The following is a 20,375-nucleotide window of genomic DNA, read 5'->3' as shown; positions in this document are numbered from 1 at the left end:
GCGCACGCTACCGGCTGATTCCGCCAGTTATCTTTTCGTACCGCAGCAGCGCAGCGGTGCCCATCCCGCCGGCGATGCTGATCAGCGCCAGCGCCAGCTGGCCCTCTTCGCCCGAGGCACGGGCCTGGGCCAGCAGCCGTGCCACCAGCACGGCCCCGGACGCCCCGTAGGCATGGCCCAACGCCAGGGCACCGCCGTCGGCATTGGCCCGGCCGGGTTCAATGCCCAGATGATCCAGGCACGCCAGGGCCTGGGCGGCGAAGGCCTCGTTGAATTCCACGATCCCCACCCTGGCCGATGTGAGGCCCAGGGTGGCCAGCAGCCTTCCGCCGGCCATGGCTGCGCCGATCCCCAGCAGTTCGGGGTCCACACCGGCAGTGTCCGTCGCCACGACCAGGAGGCCGTCCTCGGCCTCCAGTTCTCGGGCGCGCTGCAGGGAAGTGATCACGACGGCGGAGGCGGCATCGGCGTCGAAGCATGAGTTTCCTGCGGTGACCGTCCCCCCTTCGACAAAGGCCGGCGGGAAACGTTTCAGGACTGCGGCATTGAGTCCGGGACGCGGGCCATCATCCTTGCTGACCGTCCCCGCAGGTGTCTCCAATGGCGTGATCTCGCCATCGAAACGGCCAGCCCTGACAGCTGCCACGGCGCGCTGATGGCTGGCCAAGGCAAAGGCATCCTGCCGGTCCCGCCCGACGGCGAAACGGGCGGCTACATTCTCTGCTGCCACCCCCATGTCCGGGTCGCCGAAGCTCAGCGGCACAAACTGGGCGCGGGAGAAAAAGTCCGGTCCGCCGTCGCCGTTCCTGTGGGCCCGCAACGGTGCAGTGCTGATGCTCTCCACTCCCCCGGCGAGATAGACAAGGTTCCCGCCGGCGGCCACGAGCCTGGCTGCGAGGACGATGGCGTCCAGGCCGGAACCGCATTGGCGGTCCACCGTCAGGCCGGGCACGCCAACCGGAAGGCCGGCCTCCAGCAGGGCAAGCCGGGCCACGTTGCCGCCTCCGCCGACCGCGTTCCCGATGACCACATCAGCCACATCTTCCGGGGACACCCCGGATGCTTCGAGAAGCTGTTTCAGGACCGGGGCCAGCAATTGGTGCGCCCGCAGGTCCTTCAGCGCCCCGTTGGAGCGGCAGACAGGCGTCCGCCGGGCGGCGATGATCACTGGCTGCCGATCGGCGGGCAGCAGTCCCGTTGTCACGGCCCCGGGGCCCGCGGTCTCACTGCCCAAGGTGGCGGATCCTTTGGTCGCGCGTACTGATCCAGTCAAGGAGCATGTTCCGGCTTATCTTGCCGCGGTCGGTCGTGGGCAGTTCTGTCAGGGCGAAATACTGGAGGGGCCGCTTGTCGCGCGCCAGGATATTTTCGAGGCCTGCCTTGAGCTGCGTGGCAGAGATGCCGCCGTGGGCCGGGAGCACACCGGCGACGACGCGCTGGCCCCGGAGGTCGTCGGGCATCCCGGCCGCCACGGCCGCCGCAACGCCGGGAACGGATGCCAGCGCCAGTTCCACTTCATGCGGGTAGACGTTCTTGCCGGACGTGAGGATCATGTCAGCCCGCCGGCCCAGGATGTGGAGCTCCTCCCCGGCCAGGTAGCCCTGGTCCCCCACCGTGAACCAGCCGTCGAAGCACCGCAGGGCCTGGCCGTCATCGCCCCAGAGGTAGCCGTTGCTCACCAGTCCGCTGCGCACGCAGATATTTCCCGGCTCGCCGTCCGGCAGCCGGGATCCGTCATCGTCCAGGATCCGGACCTCCACCCCCGGAAACGCGTGCCCGATTCCGGTCCCGCCGGCGTCGAGCTCCCCGGCGGGAAGGCCGGCGCCCGAGACGAAACTCAGTTCGGAGGCGCCGTAGTACTCGAAAATCGTGGCGTTGGGGGCCCAGCGGCGTGCTGCTTCAAGGGTGCGCGCATCGAGTTTTGAACCGGCGCAGATGATGGTCCGCACCCCTGCCGCGTCCACGCAGCCGGTGAGGCCGCGCTCACTGAGAAGCCGCAGCATGGTGGGCACCAGGACCAGGCGCGTCACGCCGTCGTGCGTGATGGCTGTGTGGACGTCACCGACGTCGAAACTCTCCAGCGTCTGGAACTCCGAGCCTGAGTAGAGGCACTCTGCCAAGGCATACAGGTTCAGGCTTGCTGCCAGCGGCCCGGGGGCAAGCGTCACGTCATCCTGCCGGAGGCCAAAGAATTCAATGGATGCGTCGAAGGATTTCCGCCAGGACTGCCTGGACCGGGTAAAGGCTTTGGGCACTGAGGTGGTGCCGGAGGTCAAACCGATCAGGAACGTGGTTTCGGGCGGCCCGTCGGCCAGGTCGTCGTCCGGGGCAACGTCGCCGGGTTGGACGGAAGCGTCCAGCCGGTGGCGGATTTCCTCTTGCAGCTGCCCGGGCCACGCCGGGTCCAGGACAGCGCATTGCCGCTCCCCGGCGACCGCCGCGGCAAGGCGGACAGCAAAGTCAACGGAATTTGCTTCCGCCAGGACAGTGACGGCCTTGGAGCCAGGCACTTCTGCAGTGGCGGCATCGCGGAGTTCAGCCCAGGTCAGGCGCCGGCCGGCCACAACGACGGCGGCGTCCTGGGGCCGTTCGTCGGCCCACTGCTGGATTCTGTCGAGAAAAGGCATCGGTCCAACTTTACCGGGACACCGCTTCCCGCCAACGGGCGGGGGTCTATTGTGACTCTATGAGCTTCAATGACAACGTCCAGCTGGACCCCTCCCAGGTACAGGATCGGCGCGTCAGGGGACGCGGGGGACTTATTGGCGGCGGGATCGGCGGAGGGCTCATCCTGCTTATTGCCGCCCTGCTGGGCGTCAACCCCCAACTGCTTGAAGGCATCACCGGCGCCGGGCAGGAGCCGCAAGGCCAGGGCACCGCGCCGGCCTGCGAGACGGGAGCCGACGCCGATGCACGCCTGGACTGCCGCATCACCGGCACGGTGAACAGCCTCAACGCGTTCTGGCCGGCATACCTGACGGACTACGGCGTGCAGTATCCGCAGCCGGAGACGGTCATCTTCGACGACGCCGTCAGCACCGGCTGCGGCACGGCCTCCAGTGCAGTGGGCCCGTTCTACTGCCCGGCCGACACCACCGCCTACTTCGATCCCGGCTTCTTCCAGGATCTTGTGGACCGCTTCGGTTCCTCCGGCGGTCCCCTGGCGCAGGAGTACGTGGTGGCACACGAATTCGGCCACCACATCCAGAACGTGCTGGGTTACCTTGACCGTGCCCAGCAGGATCCGCAGGGGCCCGAGTCAGGCGCTGTCCGCGTGGAACTCCAGGCTGACTGTTACGCCGGCCTTTGGGTAAGGCACGCTTCCACGCAGCCGGGCCCCGACGGCCAGCCCTTCCTGGAACCGATCACGCAGCAGGACCTGAACGACGCCCTGTCGGCGGCAGCGGCGGTGGGCGATGACCGGATCCAGGAAGCCGCCACGGGTGAGGTTTCGCCCGAAGCCTGGACGCACGGTTCCAGCGAGCAGCGGCAAAAGTGGTTCTACACCGGCTACGAGACCGGGGACATCAACCAGTGCGACACCTTCTCCACCCCCGCCCTCTAACCCAATCGAATGATCCCCACCGGCCCCCTGGCCTCACAAGTTCGGCCAGGGAACCCTGCCGGTGTGGGCCCTGGGCCGTTTTGACGGCTCAAAGGGGCGCTGACGGATCAATCGATGGGAGTACGACGACGGCGGGTCCCCTTCTCATGGAAGGTGACCCGCCGTCGTCGTACTCGTCTGAAGTTTAGATGTTGAAGCCGAGGGCCCGCATCTGGTCCTTGCCGTCGTCCGTGATCCGCTCCGGACCCCATGGCGGCATCCAAACCCAGTTCAGGCGCCAGTCATCAACAACGCCGTCCAGTGCCTTGCCCACCTGCTCCTCGATGACATCGGTGAGCGGGCAGGCGGCCGTGGTGAGGGTCATGTCGATCAGCAGCGCACCGTCGTCGTCGGAGTACTTCAGGCCGTACAGCAGCCCGAGGTCAACGATGTTTACGCCAAGCTCCGGGTCGATGACGTCCTTGAGTGCCTCTTCGACATCCTCAAGGCCCGTGCGGGCCATATTGGTTTCGGTCATGGCTGGTCCTTACTAGGCCTGTGCAGCGGCGATGGTGGCTGCACCGGCGCCGGTGGCGTAACGGTCGTAGCCTTCTTCTTCGAGGCGGTCGGCCAGCTCCGGGCCGCCCTCTTCAACAACCTGGCCGTCAACGAACACGTGGACGAAGTCAGGCTTGATGTAGCGCAGGATGCGGGTGTAGTGCGTGATGAGCAGCGTTCCCATGTTGCCTTCGGCGTGGGCCCGGTTGACGCCTTCGGAGACAACCTTCAGGGCGTCGACGTCCAGGCCCGAGTCGGTCTCGTCCAGGATGGCGAACTTCGGCTTGAAGAGTTCCAGCTGAAGGATCTCCACGCGCTTCTTCTCGCCGCCGGAGAAGCCTTCGTTGACGTTGCGCTGGGCGAAGTCGGCGTCGATGCGCAGCTTCTGCATGGCGTCCTTGACTTCCTTGGTCCAGGTGCGCAGCTTGGGTGCTTCGCCGTCGATGGCGGTCTTGGCGGTCCGCAGGAAGTTGGTCATGGAGACACCCGGGACCTCCACGGGGTACTGCATGGCCAGGAATACTCCGGCGCGGGCACGCTCGTCCACGCTCATGGCGAGGACATCTTCGCCGTCCAGCGTGATGGAGCCGCCGGTGACGTTGTAGCGCGGGTGCCCGGCGATGGTGGATGCCAGGGTGGACTTGCCGGAACCGTTGGGGCCCATGATGGCGTGGGTCTGGCCGGTCTTGATGGTCAGGCTGACGCCCTTCAGGATCTCCTTGGTGCCCTGCTCCGTGTCAATGCTGACGTGCAGGTCCTTGATCTCAAGAGTAGACATAGGTCTTGTTCTCCTTTGCACCGCGCCCTCCGGCGGCGGTGCGGTCTTTGTCTGGAAGTTTTGGTTCTGTTGCTGTGTGTCCGTGGTTGTTCCGGCAGTGTTCCCGGCGGACGCTGATGCTGCTAGCTGAAGTTCGGGGCTTCCGCTCCGTTGAGGACATTGGCGAAGTCCACGTAGACCTCATCGCCAAGGATCTCGACGGCGAACACCGGGACGGGATCGTAGGCGGGCAGCTGGAGCGGTTCACCGCTGCGCAGGTCGAACTGGGAGCCGTGGCCCCAGCATTCGATCATGCACCCTTCCACTTCGCCCTCCGACAGCGAGATGTCCGCATGCGAGCAGGTGTCCCCGATGGCATGGATTTCGCCCATGGAGTCCTTGACGATGGCTACCGGGTAGTCGTCGATCAGGATCCGCAGCGCCTGCTTGAGCTGGATTTCATCCACCTTGCAGACAAGCTCGCCCTTTGGCTGGTCAGTCATCTGTGTATTACCGCGCAGTCTTCAGTTTTCCGTCAGCGCGAGTTCGCGCTCAACGGCGTCAGTGAGGCGCTCTTCGAGAGCCGGTACCTTGATCTGCTGGATGATTTCGTGCAGGAAGCCACGGACCACGAGGCGGCGGGCGACATCCTCGGGGATGCCGCGCGCCATCAGGTAGAACAGGTGTTCGTCGTCCAGCCGGCCGGTGGCGCTGGCGTGGCCGGCTCCCTCGATCAGCCCGGTTTCGATTTCAAGGTTCGGCACGGAGTCGGCCCGTGCGCCATCGGTCAGGAGCAGGTTGCGGTTGGCCTCGTAGGTGTCGGTGCCTTCTGCTTCCTTGCGGATCAGGACGTCACCCACCCAGACGGCGTGGGCATTGCGGCCCTGCAGCGCGCCCTTGTACAGCACGTTTGACTTGCAGTTGGCAACGGCGTGGTCCACAAAGAGGCGCTGCTCCAGGTGCTGGCCGGCGTCGGCGAAGTACAGGCCGAACATCTCCGCTTCGCCACCCGGGCCGGTGAAACGGGCCGAGGGCGTGACGCGCACCAGGTCTCCGCCGAGGCTGACCATGACGTGCTTGAACTTAGCGTCGCGGCCGATTTTCGCCTGCTGGGAGGAGGCGTGCACGGCGTCGTCGTTCCATTCCTGGAGCGTGATGACCGTCAGCGTGGCGCCGTCTTCGACGACGATTTCGACGTTCTCGGAAACCACTGCGGAACCTTGGTGGTCCAGGACCACAACTGCCTTGGAGAATTTCTCGGCCACGATCACGATGTGCTGTGCCGCGGCGGCAGTGTCCTGGCCGGTGATGACGACGTTAACTTCCGTGTCAGCTTCGAACTCAGCCGGGACGGTGATGACAGTGGCTTCGCTGAAGTTCTCCCAGGCATTGGCGGACACGCGGTCCTCCGGGATGCCGGCGGACCCAATCCGCTTGTCGCCGCGGGCGACGGTTTCGACGGTGACGCGGTCCGGGCCGCTGACAGTGACGGTTGGTGCCGTACCTGAGAGGACCTCGCTGTGCAGGCCGCGCAGGCGCTTGAGCGGGGTGAACCGCCAGTCTTCCTCCAGGCCGGTAAGGGGTTTGAAGTCCGCCAGCGTGTAGGACGTCAGGCGTCCGGCGCGCGAGCTGTCCGGAATGCCGACTCCGCCGCCGTGCGAGTGGCTTTTGACGGCTTCCCCGGCCAGCGGGGCCTTGGATGCCGCGGCGTTGATCGGAGACAGGCTTTCGCCCTCTTCGGTGAAACCGTCGATAAACGGCTGGGCTGAGGGCGCGCCGATGCGTGCCTTTTCAGTAGTGATTTCAGTCATCGTTATCCGACGGACCCTTCCATCTGCAGTTCAATCAGGCGGTTCAGCTCAAGTGCGTACTCCATCGGGAGTTCGCGGGCGATGGGCTCGATGAAGCCACGGACGATCATCGCCATGGCCTCGTCTTCGCGCATGCCTCGGGACATCAGGTAGAAGAGCTGCTCTTCGCTGACCCGGGAAACAGTTGCTTCGTGGCCCATCACCACGTCATCCTCGCGGATGTCGATGTATGGGTAGGTGTCTGAACGGCTGATGGTGTCCACCAGCAGCGCGTCACAGCGGACGGTGTTGGCTGAGTGCTTGGCGCCTTCACGGACCTGGACCAGGCCACGGTAGGCAGCACGGCCGCCGCCGCGGGCGACTGACTTGGAGATGATGGAGCTCTTGGTGTTCGGCGCGATGTGCACCATCTTCGAGCCGGTGTCCTGGTGCTGGCCGGCGCCGGCGAAGGCGATGGACAGGGTCTCGCCCTTGGCGTGCTCGCCCACCAGGTAGACAGCCGGGTACTTCATGGTGACCTTGGAGCCGATGTTGCCGTCAACCCATTCCATGGTGGCGCCTTCTTCGCAGATGGCACGCTTGGTCACCAGGTTGTACACGTTGGTGGACCAGTTCTGGATGGTGGTGTAACGGACGCGGGCGCCCTTCTTGACGATGATTTCCACCACGGCGGAGTGCAGGGAGTCCGAGGTGTAGATCGGCGCCGTGCAGCCTTCGATGTAGTGGACGTAGGAGTCCTCGTCGGCGATGATCAGGGTCCGCTCGAACTGGCCCATGTTTTCCGTGTTGATGCGGAAGTATGCCTGCAGGGGGATGTCCACGTGGACGCCCTTGGGGACGTACACGAAGGATCCGCCGGACCAGACGGCCGTGTTCAGCGAGGCGAACTTGTTGTCGCCCACGGGAATGACAGTGCCGAAGTACTCCTGGAAGATCTCCGGGTGCTCGCGCAGGGCGGTGTCGGTGTCCAGGAAGATAACGCCCTGGGCTTCGAGGTCCTCGCGGATCTGGTGGTAGACCACCTCGGACTCGTACTGCGCCGCCACACCGGAAACGAGGCGGCTGCGCTCGGCTTCCGGAATACCCAGCTTCTCGTAGGTGTTCCGGATGTCCTCGGGCAGGTCTTCCCAAGTGGCAGCCTGCTTCTCGGTGGAGCGGACGAAGTACTTGATGTTGTCGAAGTCGATGCCGGAGAGGTCCGCACCCCAGGTGGGCATGGGCTTGCGGTCGAAGTACTTCAGGCCCTTCAGGCGAAGGTCCAGCATCCACTGCGGTTCGCTCTTTTTGTCCGAAATATCGCGGACGACTTCGTCACTGATACCGCGACGGGCATTGGCGCCGACGTCATTCTTGTCGGACCAGCCGTACTCGTACGTGCCGATGCCGTGGAGCTCGGGATTCTTTTCAAGAATCTCCGAGATCACAGTGTCTTCGGCTACCGCTTTCTCTGATAGTTGGTCCGTCATCACGGCCTTTCTTGCTGATGGTTGGTTACTTCATCCAGGCTGGCGGGGGCTGTCTGCGGGACGTTCGGTCCCGTAGCAGCCAGCCGGCCTGTGGGTATGTGGGTGGTGCAAACGTGGCCGCCGCGCGCGAGCGTCGAAAGGCGGCGTACATCCACGCCTACCAGCCGGGAGAACACCTCGGTCTCCACGTCGCAAAAGACGGGGAACTCGGCGGCGAGCTGCTGGATGGGACAGTGGCCCTGGCACAGCTGGACGCTGGACAGCGCAGCAGGCAACGGGGCCTTGGCCTCGATGGAAGCGGCCGAAGCCACAAAACCGTCGCGGCTGAGCGCCTCGGCCAGTACCCGGGCCCGCGCAGTGATGTCCGACCCGGCCCGCTCGATCTCCGGGGCGTAGCGGCGTTCCATCTCGGAAAAGCGCTCGACGGCGAATTGGCGTACTGCTTCTTCGCCCGCCACCGCCTTAAGCTGCTTGAGCGCCAAAGTGGCGATGTCCAGGTAATCATTGCCCAGCGACGACTGTCCCTGGGAACTGAGGACATAGCGGCGGGCAGGCCGGCCTGCGCCGGCACCGGCCTTCGCCACCCGCTTGACCTCGATGACGCCGCTGCGGGACAGGTGGTCCAGGTGGCGGCGTACGGCGGCGGGGGTGAAGCCCAGCAGGTCGCCGAGTTCGGCCGCGCTGACCGGACCGTGCTCCAGGACTGCCCCAAGGACCCGGTCGCGGGTACGCTCGTCTGTATCAGCCACCGGAACGGCGGCGATATGGCCGCGTTCAGCGGAGGCGCTTGGCGCCCCGTGCCCGGCAAAAGGCACAGCAGTAGCATTACTCATGGAATACACAACACAATCATGTCGTAATTTACTCCCTCCTTCCAGTAAGGTGAGGCTGGCCTGCGCTTGGACCGGGAATCATCGATCCAAGTACTACATCCCGTAGAATGCTGGGGTGCGTTCCCCCGAATCCCCGGTTCTGTCCATCAGCGGGTTAATTAAGGATGTTGGTCCGCTGGCCACCCTGGACGGAAAAATGCTCCGGGTGGTGAGCGGTGTTTCCCTTGTCGCCGAACGTGGCCAGGTCACTGCACTTCTGGGCGCCAACGGGGCCGGTAAAACCACCACCATAGAGTGCGCCCAGGGCCTGCAGGCCAGGAGCGGCGGAACTATCTCCCTGCTGGGCCAGGACCCTGCGTCGGCAGGCGCTGACCTTCGCGCCCGCGTTGGTGTGATGCTTCAGGACGGCGGCCTCCCGCCGTCGGCCCGTCCCATCCCGCTCCTGCGGCACATCGCCGGGATGTACGCCCGCCCCCGGTCGGTGGACGAGCTGGTGGAGCGGTTGGGAATCGATACGTTCAGCAGGACTTCTGTCCGCCGGCTCTCCGGTGGACAAAAGCAGAGGCTGGCCCTGGCCGCGGCGCTGATCGGCAATCCGGAGGCCCTTTTCCTCGACGAGCCCAGCGCCGGCCTCGATCCGCAGTCGCGGCAACTCGTCTTTGAACTGATCGCCGAGCTGCGGGACGCCGGGATGGGCATCATCCTGACCACACACCTCATGGACGACGCGCAGCGGCTGGCCGACTACGTGTACATCATCGACGCCGGACGGAACGTTGCCGAAGGGACCGTGGCGCAGCTGCTCCAGCGTGACCCCGCCGTGGAGTCGGGCACCGAGCACATCCGGACCCTGTTCTTTGAGGCTCCTGCGGGGCTGGACCTCACTGGCGTGCTTCCGGAGCCCATTGCCGTCAGCGAGACCCGCGCCGGCAGCTATGTTGCGACCGGACCCCTCACGCCCGAGGACCTTGCGTCGCTCGCCTCCTGGTGGGCAGCCCACGGAGTCATGCCGGGCTCATTGAGCATGGAGGCGCGCAGCCTCGAAGACGTCTTCCTGGATGTCTCGGGAAAGGACATCCGATGACAGTTCCCCCGGTCAACGCTGCACGCCAGGCGCCTGCGCCCCTTCTGCGGCGGATCCTGCTGCAGGGCAAGTACGAATCGCTCACCATGCTCCGGAACGGCGAACAACTCATCCTTGCCGTGGTCCTGCCGCTGCTGGCCCTGGTGGGCCTGACGGTGACCCCCTTCCTGGACGGACTGGGCGGGAGCCGCGTCAACGTCGCCGTTCCAGGGATCCTGGCGCTCTGTGCCATGTCCACCGCATTCACGGGCCAGGGCATCGCCACCGGCTTCGACCGCCGGTACGGTGTGCTGCGTTTCCTCTCCACTACCCCGTTGGGCCGCGCCGGACTTGTTGCGGGCAAGGCTCTTGCCGTGCTGGCGGTGCTCGCCCTGCAGGTTGCCGTGGTCTCGGCCGTGGCACTGCCCCTCGGCTGGAACCCGCCGGCGGCCGGGTGGCTGCCCGGCCTTGCGCTGCTGGTCCTGGGCGCTGCGGCGTTTACCGCCCTTGGGCTGCTGGTGGCGGGAACCGTGCGTCCGGAGGCCACGCTGGCCATCACCAACCTGCTGTGGATCCTGCTCGGCGCACTGGGCGGCATCGTTATTCCCCCTGAACGGCTGCCCGGCGCCGCTCAGGTAATAGTTCACTACCTGCCTTCGGGCGCACTCGGGGAGGCCCTCCGCGAGGCCTTCCTGTCTGGCACCATCGACGCTGGTGCCGCCCTCATCCTGCTGGTCTGGACAGTTCTTGCCGGAGCAGCAGCCATCCGTTGGTTCAAGTGGAATTGAGATATTCGTGAGCACGGCTTCACGCCTTCCCCAGTTCGCCGGACGCCTGGCGGCCCGGCTTCCCCGCTCTGTTGATGCGCGCGTCCGGCGCTTGGCTGTGGCGTCCCTCATCGGACAGACCCTGCTGGTTGTCACCGGTGGCGCTGTCCGGCTGACGTCGTCGGGCCTGGGTTGTCCGACCTGGCCGCGCTGCACCGACACGTCCCTGGTCAACACCCCGGAAATGGGAATCCACGGGTTTATCGAATTCGGTAACCGGCTCCTGACATTCGCCCTCGCCGCCGTCGCCATCCTGATGCTGGTGTACCTGTGGAACCTGCGCAAGGAACGCCGCGACCTCTTCCTGCTGGCGCTGGGCTTGCTGGCCAGCATCCCCGCGCAGGCCGTCATCGGCGGCATCACTGTTCTCACGAACCTCAACCCCTGGGTGGTGGGACTGCACTTCCTCGTGTCCATGGCATTGGTGGTCATTGCCACGCTGCTGGTGAACCGGGCCTACGGGCGGACGGGCCGCTTTGCTGCCCTGACCCTGCCTGCCTTGCCGGGGGTGCTGCGGCCGGTGACCGCCGCCGTCGCGCTCTTCTCTGCCCTGGCTGTGATGCTCGGGGTGGTGGTCACGGGGGCGGGCCCGCACGCCGGGGATGCCAACGCGCCGCGCAACGGCCTCGACTGGGACCTGTTCTCCCACATCCATGCCGTACCCGCGTACCTGATCACCGCCGGAACTCTGTTTGCGCTGGCCATGGTGTTCGTGCGCCGGATTCCGGGCCCCTTCCGGACCGCCGTACTCCTGCTTCTGGTGGTGACCCTGCTGCAGGCCATCATTGGTTTTACCCAGTACTACAACGGCATCCCTGCGCTGCTGGTGGGGGCACACATGCTGGGCGCCGCCCTGCTGATGAGCGCCGCAACCAACGCCGCCGACGTCGCCCGTTCCAGCCCGGTTCAGTAGTCTGCCGGCGCTGGATCCACCACGGCGCCACAACACCACGGCGCACCCCGGATTCCCATGAACCGACCGTGCTCCGCCTCTTGGGACGCTCTCTCACTTGATGTCGCCTTTTTCGAAACGCTCTCTCACGTGCGGGAATGTCCAGGCTGGACGTACGACGGCGTCACGCCAGGCAGCCTTTTGGCCCACCGTACGTGCCGTTCCCCCGTCAAACCGGGACGCCGCCGTCGTTCACTTCTCAAAAGCGTGCACTGCGTGACGCACGCCGGCTTACGACCCCTCTCGTCCTGCACCAACCGAAAACCTCCCCCACCGGAGGTGAGGGAGGCTTTGGAATTTTCCTGCAGGAAGTGAGAGAGGATCGCGGGAAAACGTGCAGGAAGTGGGAGGAGGTCAGCTGCCCATGACTGCCGGGCCGACGAACGGGTCCACCGCCAGGGCAATAAAGAGCAGCGTGAGGTAGCTGATGGAGCCGTGGAACACCTTCATGGCGCGCTTGTCCGAGATGTCCTCGCGTTGTGCGCGGTTGTACAGGGAGTGCGATTCGTACAGGAACCAGGCTCCGGCCAGGACCGCCGTCGCCGTGTAGACCCAGCCCGCACCGCCGGCCGGAACCATCAGGAGAGAGCACGCCACCATGGCCCACGCGTAGAGTACCACCTGGACCGAGACCACCTTGGCCCCGGCGATAGCGCCGAGCATGGGGACGTTGGCATTGCGGTAGTCCTCGCCGTAGCGCATGGAAAGCGGCCAGTAGTGCGGCGGCGTCCAAAGGAAAATCACCATAAACAGAATGACAGCCGGCCACTCGACGGAGTTGGTCACTGCCGCCCAGGCGATGAGCACCGGGAAGCAGCCGGCGGCACCGCCCCACACAATGTTCTGGGCCGTGCGGCGCTTGAGGATGATGGTGTAGATGACCACGTAGAAGAAGATGGCGCCCAGGCCGAGCCAGGCGGCCAGCGGGTTGGCGCCGAACCACAGGATGGCAATGGCGGCAGCGCCCAAAATCCACGAGAAGATGAGGGCTTCGCGGGGTGTTACCTCGCCCGTGACGAGCGGCCGGTTTTCGGTCCGGTGCATCAGTTTGTCGATGTCGCGGTCTATGTAGCAGTTAAAGGCTCCGGCGCTGCCCGCAGCGAACGCTCCGCCGACGAGCGTGGCGAGGATCAGTCCGATGGACGGGAAGCCGCGCTCCGCATAGATCATTGTGGGCAGAGTGCTGACGAGCAGCAGCTCGATGACGCGGGGCTTCGTGAGCGCAAGATATGCCTTGGCTTTGCGGGCCAGTCCGGCTCCCCCTTTGGCGCGGGAAGCGTTTAGCGGCGTATCGGTTGTGCTCACGGTGGCGGTCACCCGTTCTGTTTGGCAAGTCTGACTGGTGGTGCGGCTGTCGGTAGCGGCCATTGCACGGGCAGCCCGCCAATAGTCATCAGAAGGAGGTCCCGGCAACACCCTTTGGTCCGCCGTGAACCCCTTGAGGAGCACGGCCGCCCGGCGTCAGCCTCCAAATATCATACCGTGCGCATTTGTAACAGAAGCCCGGCCGATAGGCCCTGGTGATCGCTCGCGGGCCGATTCGAGCAGATTAACTCAACCTCACGGAATGACGATTCACATAAGCGGAAATTGCGTCCAAAACGTGAGATTTCGGCCTCCCAAAGGATGGAATGGAGCTAAGCTGTCACCAGATCAGCACGCAGAGAAGAAGCGGTGGAAACCGCATTCCCATTTTCGACATGTGGCTGAGTGATAGATCAACGTTTCGATGGTGAACGGCTGGTACACACCAAAGCGGGCACCCCAGCGTGCCACCCTGCGGATCCCGTGTACTGCCTGCCGTCAGCACAGAGAGGGGCCCGGTTTTCGTGCCACATTTGGAAGAGCAAGAACTGTCATGGACCAGCTTGGACCAGCGCGCGGTGGACACCGTCCGCGTACTGGCCGCAGATGCCGTAGAGAAGGTTGGCAACGGTCACCCGGGCACGGCCATGAGTTTGGCGCCTGCCGCATACCTTCTCTTTCAGAAGCTAATGCGCCACGACCCGCGCAATCCTGACTGGATCGGCCGCGACCGCTTCATCCTGTCCCCCGGTCACACCTCCCTCACGCTGTACATCCAGCTGTTCCTCTCCGGCTACGGCCTGGAACTGAAAGACCTTGAGGCGCTGCGCACCTGGGGCTCCCTGACCCCTGGCCACCCCGAGTACAAGCACACTGCCGGCGTGGAAATCACCACCGGTCCGCTGGGCCAGGGCCTGGCGTCCTCGGTCGGCTTCGCCTACTCCCAGCGCCGCCAACGCGGCCTGTTCGACGCCGATGCTCCCGCGGGCGAGAGCCCGTTCGACCACACCATCTGGGTCATTGCGTCCGACGGCGACCTCCAGGAAGGCGTCACGGCCGAAGCTTCCTCGCTGGCCGGCCACCAGGAACTGGGCAACCTCGTTGTTATCTACGACGAGAACCACATTTCCATCGAAGACGACACCGACATTTCCTTCACCGAGGATGTCCTCAAGCGCTACGAAGCCTATGGCTGGCACATCCAGCGCGTGGACTGGACCAAGACCGGCGAGTACGTCGAAGACGTCCAGGAGCTTTACTCAGCACTGCTCGCGGCCAAGGCCGAGACGTCCAAACCTTCCATCATTTCGCTGCGCACCATCATCGGCTACCCGGCACCCAAGAAGCAGAACACTGGCAAGATCCACGGCTCCGCGCTCGGCGCCGAAGAGGTCGCAGCGCTGAAGGAAGTCCTGGGTTTCGACCCTGCAAAGTCCTTCGACGTCGACCAGGAAGTCCTGGCCCACGCCCGGTCCGTGGTGGACCGCGGTGCCGCTGCCCGCAAGGAATGGGAAGAGTCCTTCAACGCCTGGCAGGCAGCCAACCCGGAAGCCTCAGCACTCCTGCAGCGTGTCGAAGCCCGCGAACTGCCCGAGGGCCTGGACGCGGCGCTGCCCGTCTTCCCCGCCGGCAAGGACGTCTCCACCCGCGCCGCATCCGGCAAGGTCCTCAACGCACTTGGCCCGGTCATGCCGGAACTCTGGGGCGGCTCAGCCGACCTCGCCGAGTCCAACAACACCACCATCGAAGGGTCCCCGTCGTTCGTGCCTGCCTCCAAGCAGACCGACGCCTGGTCCGGCAACCCCTACGGCCGGGTGCTGCACTTCGGTATCCGTGAGCACGCTGCCGCCTCGATCGTGAACGGCATCAGCCTGCACGGCAACACCCGTGCATTCTCGGGCACGTTCCTGATCTTCTCCGACTACCAGCGGCCGGCCATCCGGCTCGGCGCCCTTATGGGTGTCCCGTCGCTGTACGTGTGGACGCACGACTCCATCGGCCTGGGTGAAGACGGCCCCACCCACCAGCCGGTGGAGCAGCTGGCCTCCCTGCGCGCCATCGTGGGCCTGGACGTTGTCCGCCCCGGTGACGCCAACGAGGTCGCTGCGGCATGGAAAACCATGCTGGAGAACCACGAAAACCCGGCCGGCATTGTGCTGACCCGCCAGAACATCCCCACCTGGGACCGCGGCGAAGGCGCTGCCGACGGCGACACGTTCGGTTCCGTTGCCGGCGTCGCGAAGGGCGGCTACATCCTGGCCGAAGCGTCCAAGGACGGCGCCACCGTACCGGCCGACGTCATCCTCATCGGCACTGGATCCGAGGTCCAGCTGGCTGTCCAGGCCCGCGAAGCCCTCCAGGCCGAAGGCATCGCCGCCCGTGTTGTCTCCATGCCGTGCGTGGAGTGGTTCAACAAGCAGGACGCCGCCTACCGCGAGTCCGTGCTCCCCGCCGCCGTCAAGGCCCGGGTTTCCGTTGAAGCCGGGCTGGCCCTGGGCTGGAGGGAATTCGTCGGTGACGCCGGCCGTTCCGTCAGCCTCGAGCACTACGGCGCCTCCGCTGACTACAAGCGGCTTTTCCAGGAGTTCGGCATCACCGCGGAGGCCGTTGCCGCCGCTGCCAAGGACTCCCTCGCAGGCCTCCAGGCCTAACCAACGATTTCCAGGAGATAAACACCATGACTACCCCCACTCAGCAGCTCTCCGACGCCGGAGTTTCCATCTGGCTGGATGACCTTTCCCGCAGCCGCCTCGAAACCGGCACGCTGCGCAAGCTCATCGAAGAGAAGAACGTTGTTGGTGTCACCACCAACCCGTCCATCTTCCACGCCGCCATCACCGCCGGCACGGACTACGACGCCACCATCGCGGCCCAGGCCGCCGCCGGTGCCAGCATCGAGGACACCATCTTCGAAATCACCACCACCGACGTCGCCGACGCCTGCGACCTCTTCGCACCGGTCGCAGCCGCAACCAAGGGTGTTGACGGCCGTGTATCCATCGAAGTGGACCCCCGCCTCGCCTGGGACACCGCCGGCACCATCGCCGAAGCCAAGCACCTTTACAAGAAGGTCAACAAGGACAACGTCCTCATCAAGATCCCGGCAACCCTCGAAGGCCTGGAAGCCATCACCGCCACCCTCGCCGAAGGTATCAGCGTCAACGTGACCCTGATCTTCTCACTGGAGCGCTACCGCGCCGTCATCAACGCCTTCCAGTCCGGCCTGGAGCAGGCCAAGGAAAACGGCCACGACCTCTCCAAGATCCACTCGGTCGCCTCGTTCTTCGTCTCCCGCGTGGACTCCGAAATCGACAAACGCCTTGACGCCATCGGCACCGACGAAGCCAAGGCACTCAAGGGCAAGGCCGGCGTCGCCAACGCCCGCCTGGCCTACCAGGTCTACGAAGAGCTCTTCTCCACCGAACGCTGGGCACTGCTCGCCGAAGCAGGCGCCCTCCCGCAGCGTCCGCTGTGGGCCTCCACCGGCGTGAAGGACCCGGCGTACCCGGATACCCTGTACGTCACCGAGCTCGTCGCCCCCGGCGTGGTCAACACCATGCCGGAGAAGACCCTCGACGCCACGTTCGACCACGGCGTCGTCACCGGCGACACCGTTTCCGGCACGTACTCCGAGGCAAGCGCCACGCTCGACGCACTGGACGCGCTCGGCATCTCCTACAACGACGTCGTCGCGATCCTCGAATCCGAAGGCCTCGACAAGTTCGTGGCCAGCTGGAAGGAACTGCTGGCCGACGTCGAAGGCGCCCTCGCCTCTGCACGGAAGGCTTCCTAACCAACGATGAGCACACTTAGCTACGACGCCACCGGCGCAGCACAGCAGGCACTCGAGCAGCACCTCCCCACCCTCGTCGAGGAACGCGTTGCCACCCGGATATTCGCCAAGGACCACACGCTGTGGGGTCCCGACGCCGAAGCCGAGTCGGCTGTCCGCCTCGGCTGGGTTGAGGCGGCCACCGTCTCCCAGTCCCTGGTTGCGGACATTTTGGAACTCCGCGATGCCCTGAAGGCAGAGGGTGTCACCCGGATCGCCCTGTGCGGCATGGGCGGGTCCTCGCTCGCTCCCGAAGTGATCGCCGGCACCGCTGGCGTCGAGCTGACTGTGCTGGACAGCACGGACCCGGACCAGGTCCGTGCCGCCCTTGCCGACCGGCTGGCCGAAACCGCCATCGTGGTTTCGTCCAAGTCCGGTTCCACCCTGGAAACTGACTCCCAGCGCAGGATCTTTGAGCACGCCTTCAACGAGGCCGGGCTCGATGCCAAGAGCAGGATCATCATCGTCACCGATCCCGGTTCCCCGCTGGACAAGGCTTCCCGCGAGGCCGGCTACCGTGCCGTCTTCAACGCCGACCCCAACGTGGGAGGCCGCTACTCGGCCCTCACCGCCTTCGGCCTTGTCCCGTCCGGCCTGGCCGGCGTGGATATCCAGGCCTTCCTGGACGAGGCAGAGGAAGCCGCCGAGATCCTGAATGACGATGCCGCCGAGAACATCGGCCTGGCGCTCGGCACGGCCCTCGGCGGAACCAACCCGCTGCGGAACAAGATCATCATCGCAGAAGACGGCTCCGGCATCGTGGGCTTCGCGGACTGGGCCGAACAGCTTATTGCCGAGTCCACCGGCAAGCTCGGTACCGGCGTGCTGCCGGTTGTGGCCGGGCCCACGTCGCCGGAGGTCACCTCCGGCGCAGCCGATGTCCTGGTAGTGCGGCTGGTAGCCGCGGATGCCGACGTCGAACTGGGTGAAAACGAAGTGGCCATCGCCGGTGGCCTGGCCACGCAGATGATGGTGTGGGAGTTCGCCACCGCTGTGGCCGGACGACTGCTGGGCATCAACCCGTTCGACCAGCCGGACGTGGAGGCCGCCAAGGTTGCCGCCCGGGGCCTGCTCGATGCACAGCCCGAACCCACGCCTGCAGCCTTCGTTGACGGCGCCATCGAGGTTCGCGGCGGAGAGTGGCTCACCGGCGCTACCACGGCTGAGGAAGCCGTCCGTGCGCTGCTGGGGACACTTGAGGCCGACAGCTACCTGAGCGTTCAGGCTTACTTCGACCGGCTCGCCTTTGCGCAGCTCGAGCGCGTCCGCGACGAACTTGCAGCGGTGAGCGGCCGTCCGGTCACGTTCGGCTGGGGTCCGCGCTTCCTGCACTCCACAGGTCAGTTCCACAAGGGCGGCCCCGCCATCGGAGTCTTCCTTCAGGTAACTGCGGCTCCTGCCGAAGACCTGCCCATCCCGGACCGTCCATTCACCTTCGGGGAATTGATTGCCGCGCAGGCCGCAGGCGACGCCCAGGTCCTGAGTGAGCACGGCCGTCCAGTGCTCCGTCTGCACCTGGCGGACCGGGCCACCGGCGTCGCGCAGCTGCAGGACATCATCGCCGCGCTGTCCGCCCGGTCAGCATCCGTTACCGAAAGCTAAGGCACAGAAGCAACCATGCCAGAAACTGAATACGGCACGAAGTCCGCGTCCCGTTCCGGAAGGTTTGGGCGTAATCCGTTGCGGGATCCTCGTGACCGTCGTTTGAGTCGGATTGCGGGTCCGTCGTCGTTGGTGCTCTTTGGGGTGACGGGGGATCTTGCGCGTAAGAAGTTGATGCCTGCGGTGTATGACTTGGCTAATCGTGGGTTGTTGCCGCCGAGTTTTGCGTTGGTGGGGTTTGGGCGGCGGGCCTGGTCGGATGAGGATTTCGCTGCTGAGGTGAAGGCTTCGGTGCAGGCTTATGCTCGGACGCCGTTTGATGAGGCGGTGTGGAACCAGCTTGCTGAGGGTGTGCGGTTTGTTCAGGGCGCGTTTGATGATGACGGGGCGTTTGAGCGGCTGGGTGAGACGATCAAGGAACTTGATGATGTTCGTGGGACGCGGGGTAATCACGCGTTTTATTTGTCGATCCCGCCGAAGGCGTTTGAGCAGGTTTGCCGGCAGTTGTCCAAGCATGGGTTGGCGCAGGCTGATGGGGAGAAGTGGCGTCGGGTGGTGATTGAGAAGCCGTTCGGGCATGATCTGGCCTCGGCGCGGGCGTTGAATGACATTGTGGAGTCGGTGTTCCCGCCGGACGCGGTGTTCCGGATTGATCATTATTTGGGGAAGGAGACGGTGCAGAACATTTTGGCGTTGCGTTTCGCGAACCAGTTGTTCGAGCCGTTGTGGAACGCGAATTATGTGGATCATGTCCAGATCACGATGGCTGAGGATATTGGGACCGGTGGCCGGGCGGGGTATTACGACGGTGTGGGTGCGGCGCGGGATGTGATCCAGAACCATTTGTTGCAGTTGCTGGCGTTGACAGCGATGGAGGAGCCGATTTCGTTTAATGCCGATGATTTGCGGGCGGAGAAGGAAAAGGTCCTCGCGGCGGTGAAGTTGCCGGAGGATCTGTCCACGCATTCGGCGCGGGGGCAGTTCGCCGGTGGCTGGCAGGGCGGGGAACAGGTCCTGGGTTACCTGGAGGAGGAGGGGATCCCGGCTGATTCCAGGACCGAGACGTTCGCCGCGATCCGGGTGGATATCCATACCCGGCGCTGGGCCGGGGTGCCGTTTTACCTGCGGGCCGGTAAGCGGTTGGGCCGGCGGGTGACCGAGATCGCGGTGGTGTTCAAACGCGCGCCGAACCTGTTGTTCCGTGATCACGGGGAGGATGATTTCGGGCAGAACGCGGTGGTGATCAGGGTTCAGCCCGATGAGGGCGCCACGATCCGGTTCGGGTCCAAGGTCCCGGGCACGCAGATGGAAGTCCGGGATGTGACGATGGACTTCGGTTACGGGCATTCCTTTACCGAATCGTCCCCGGAGGCGTATGAGCGGCTGATCCTGGACGTGCTCCTGGGTGAGCCGCCGTTGTTCCCGCGGCACGAGGAAGTGGAACTGTCCTGGAAGATCCTGGACCCGTTCGAAGACTACTGGGCCGAACTGAACGAACAGCCCGAACCCTACGCCCCGGGGTCCTGGGGCCCCGCCAGCGCGGATGAACTGCTCGCCCGTGACGGACGAACCTGGAGAAGGCCATGATTGTAGACCTGCCGGACACCACCACCTCGAAGATCTCCAAGAAGATCATGGCCCTGCGCGAACAGGGCGGGGTGATCGCGCTGGGCCGGGTCCTGACCCTGGTGGTCGTGACCACCTCCGGGCTCGAGGAAGAAGCGATCGAGGCCGCGAACGAAGCCAGCCGGGAACACCCCTGCCGGATCATCGTCCTCGCCGACGCCGGGACCACCGCCCCGGACCGGCTCGACGCGCAGATCCG

At 65.2% G+C, this 20,375-nt stretch carries 18 protein-coding genes; 9 read left to right on the top strand and 9 right to left on the bottom strand.

Annotation, left to right across the window (positions count from 1 at the left end):
* Nucleotides 1-7: 7 nt before the first annotated feature.
* Together AU175_RS14735 and AU175_RS14730 are read right to left on the bottom strand one after the other, a co-directional pair.
* Nucleotides 8-1,234 (bottom strand): thiolase family protein, encoded by a 1,227-nt coding sequence (locus tag AU175_RS14735; RefSeq protein WP_231938624.1) that lies wholly within the window; start codon nt 1,232-1,234, stop codon nt 8-10.
* Complete coding sequence (locus tag AU175_RS14730; protein ID WP_066291225.1) at nt 1,224-2,627, bottom strand: class I adenylate-forming enzyme family protein; 1,404 nt, start codon at nt 2,625-2,627, stop codon at nt 1,224-1,226. The genes AU175_RS14735 and AU175_RS14730 overlap by 11 nt, the downstream gene beginning before the upstream one ends.
* A gap of 59 nt (nt 2,628-2,686) precedes the next feature.
* Here AU175_RS14730 and ypfJ point away from each other — a divergent pair, with 59 nt between their 5' ends.
* Nucleotides 2,687-3,565, top strand: coding sequence for a KPN_02809 family neutral zinc metallopeptidase (gene ypfJ / locus AU175_RS14725; RefSeq protein ID WP_066291224.1), 879 nt, complete (start codon nt 2,687-2,689; stop codon nt 3,563-3,565).
* Nucleotides 3,566-3,749: 184 nt separating this feature from the next.
* Here the strand turns inward: ypfJ and AU175_RS14720 are convergent, their stop codons facing one another.
* The 6 genes from AU175_RS14720 to AU175_RS14695 form a co-directional block, all read right to left on the bottom strand.
* Nucleotides 3,750-4,082 (bottom strand): metal-sulfur cluster assembly factor, encoded by a 333-nt coding sequence (locus AU175_RS14720; RefSeq protein ID WP_066291222.1) that lies wholly within the window; start codon nt 4,080-4,082, stop codon nt 3,750-3,752.
* 12 nt (nt 4,083-4,094) lie between these two features.
* Nucleotides 4,095-4,880, bottom strand: a complete 786-nt coding sequence (gene sufC / locus AU175_RS14715) for a Fe-S cluster assembly ATPase SufC (protein WP_066291216.1) — start codon at nt 4,878-4,880, stop codon at nt 4,095-4,097.
* A 122-nt stretch (nt 4,881-5,002) separates the two neighbouring features.
* On the bottom strand, nt 5,003-5,362 hold the full coding sequence (locus AU175_RS14710) for a non-heme iron oxygenase ferredoxin subunit (RefSeq protein WP_066291213.1): 360 nt from the start codon (nt 5,360-5,362) through the stop codon (nt 5,003-5,005).
* Nucleotides 5,363-5,383: 21 nt separating this feature from the next.
* Nucleotides 5,384-6,670, bottom strand: a complete 1,287-nt coding sequence (sufD, locus tag AU175_RS14705) for a Fe-S cluster assembly protein SufD (RefSeq protein WP_066291212.1) — start codon at nt 6,668-6,670, stop codon at nt 5,384-5,386.
* Nucleotides 6,671-6,672: 2 nt separating this feature from the next.
* On the bottom strand, nt 6,673-8,136 hold the full coding sequence (sufB, locus tag AU175_RS14700; RefSeq protein WP_066291204.1) for a Fe-S cluster assembly protein SufB: 1,464 nt from the start codon (nt 8,134-8,136) through the stop codon (nt 6,673-6,675).
* Nucleotides 8,136-8,969, bottom strand: a complete 834-nt coding sequence (locus AU175_RS14695; RefSeq protein WP_066294183.1) for a helix-turn-helix transcriptional regulator — start codon at nt 8,967-8,969, stop codon at nt 8,136-8,138. Before AU175_RS14695 ends, sufB begins: the two co-directional genes overlap by 1 nt.
* A 115-nt stretch (nt 8,970-9,084) precedes the next feature.
* On the opposite strand from AU175_RS14695, the gene AU175_RS14690 reads away from it, so the two are divergent.
* From AU175_RS14690 to AU175_RS14680, 3 genes are read left to right on the top strand one after another with little or no spacing between them, the layout of a single operon-like run.
* Nucleotides 9,085-10,053, top strand: a complete 969-nt coding sequence (locus AU175_RS14690) for an ABC transporter ATP-binding protein (protein ID WP_066291202.1) — start codon at nt 9,085-9,087, stop codon at nt 10,051-10,053.
* A complete protein-coding gene (locus tag AU175_RS14685; protein WP_066291199.1) occupies nt 10,050-10,820 on the top strand; it encodes an ABC transporter permease in 771 nt (256 codons plus the stop codon). The genes AU175_RS14690 and AU175_RS14685 overlap by 4 nt, the downstream gene beginning before the upstream one ends.
* A gap of 7 nt (nt 10,821-10,827) precedes the next feature.
* Nucleotides 10,828-11,772, top strand: a complete 945-nt coding sequence (locus AU175_RS14680) for a COX15/CtaA family protein (RefSeq protein ID WP_066291197.1) — start codon at nt 10,828-10,830, stop codon at nt 11,770-11,772.
* A 393-nt stretch (nt 11,773-12,165) separates the two neighbouring features.
* On the opposite strand, the gene AU175_RS14675 is transcribed toward AU175_RS14680, so the two are convergent.
* Nucleotides 12,166-13,128, bottom strand: a complete 963-nt coding sequence (locus AU175_RS14675; RefSeq protein WP_066291195.1) for a heme o synthase — start codon at nt 13,126-13,128, stop codon at nt 12,166-12,168.
* A 521-nt stretch (nt 13,129-13,649) separates the two neighbouring features.
* Between AU175_RS14675 and tkt the strand changes: the two genes are divergently transcribed.
* The 5 genes from tkt to AU175_RS14650 all read left to right on the top strand — a co-directional run.
* Nucleotides 13,650-15,767, top strand: coding sequence for a transketolase (gene tkt, locus AU175_RS14670; protein ID WP_066291190.1), 2,118 nt, complete (start codon nt 13,650-13,652; stop codon nt 15,765-15,767).
* Between the two features lie 26 nt (nt 15,768-15,793).
* Entirely contained in the window at nt 15,794-16,909 is a 1,116-nt protein-coding gene (gene tal / locus AU175_RS14665; protein WP_066291182.1) for a transaldolase, read from the top strand.
* 6 nt (nt 16,910-16,915) lie between these two features.
* A complete protein-coding gene (locus AU175_RS14660) occupies nt 16,916-18,550 on the top strand; it encodes a glucose-6-phosphate isomerase (protein ID WP_066291179.1) in 1,635 nt (544 codons plus the stop codon).
* 15 nt (nt 18,551-18,565) lie between these two features.
* Nucleotides 18,566-20,137, top strand: a complete 1,572-nt coding sequence (gene zwf / locus AU175_RS14655; protein ID WP_066291175.1) for a glucose-6-phosphate dehydrogenase — start codon at nt 18,566-18,568, stop codon at nt 20,135-20,137.
* The coding region (locus tag AU175_RS14650) for a glucose-6-phosphate dehydrogenase assembly protein OpcA (protein ID WP_197497152.1) at nt 20,134-20,375 on the top strand (242 nt) is incomplete at its 3' end. The genes zwf and AU175_RS14650, both read left to right, overlap by 4 nt.

The organism is Arthrobacter sp. B6 (assembly GCF_001663775.1).
Lineage (GTDB): Bacteria > Actinomycetota > Actinomycetes > Actinomycetales > Micrococcaceae > Arthrobacter.
The sequence above is the reverse complement of the archived record's forward strand: the minus strand, read 5'-3'. Positions and strand labels throughout refer to the sequence as shown.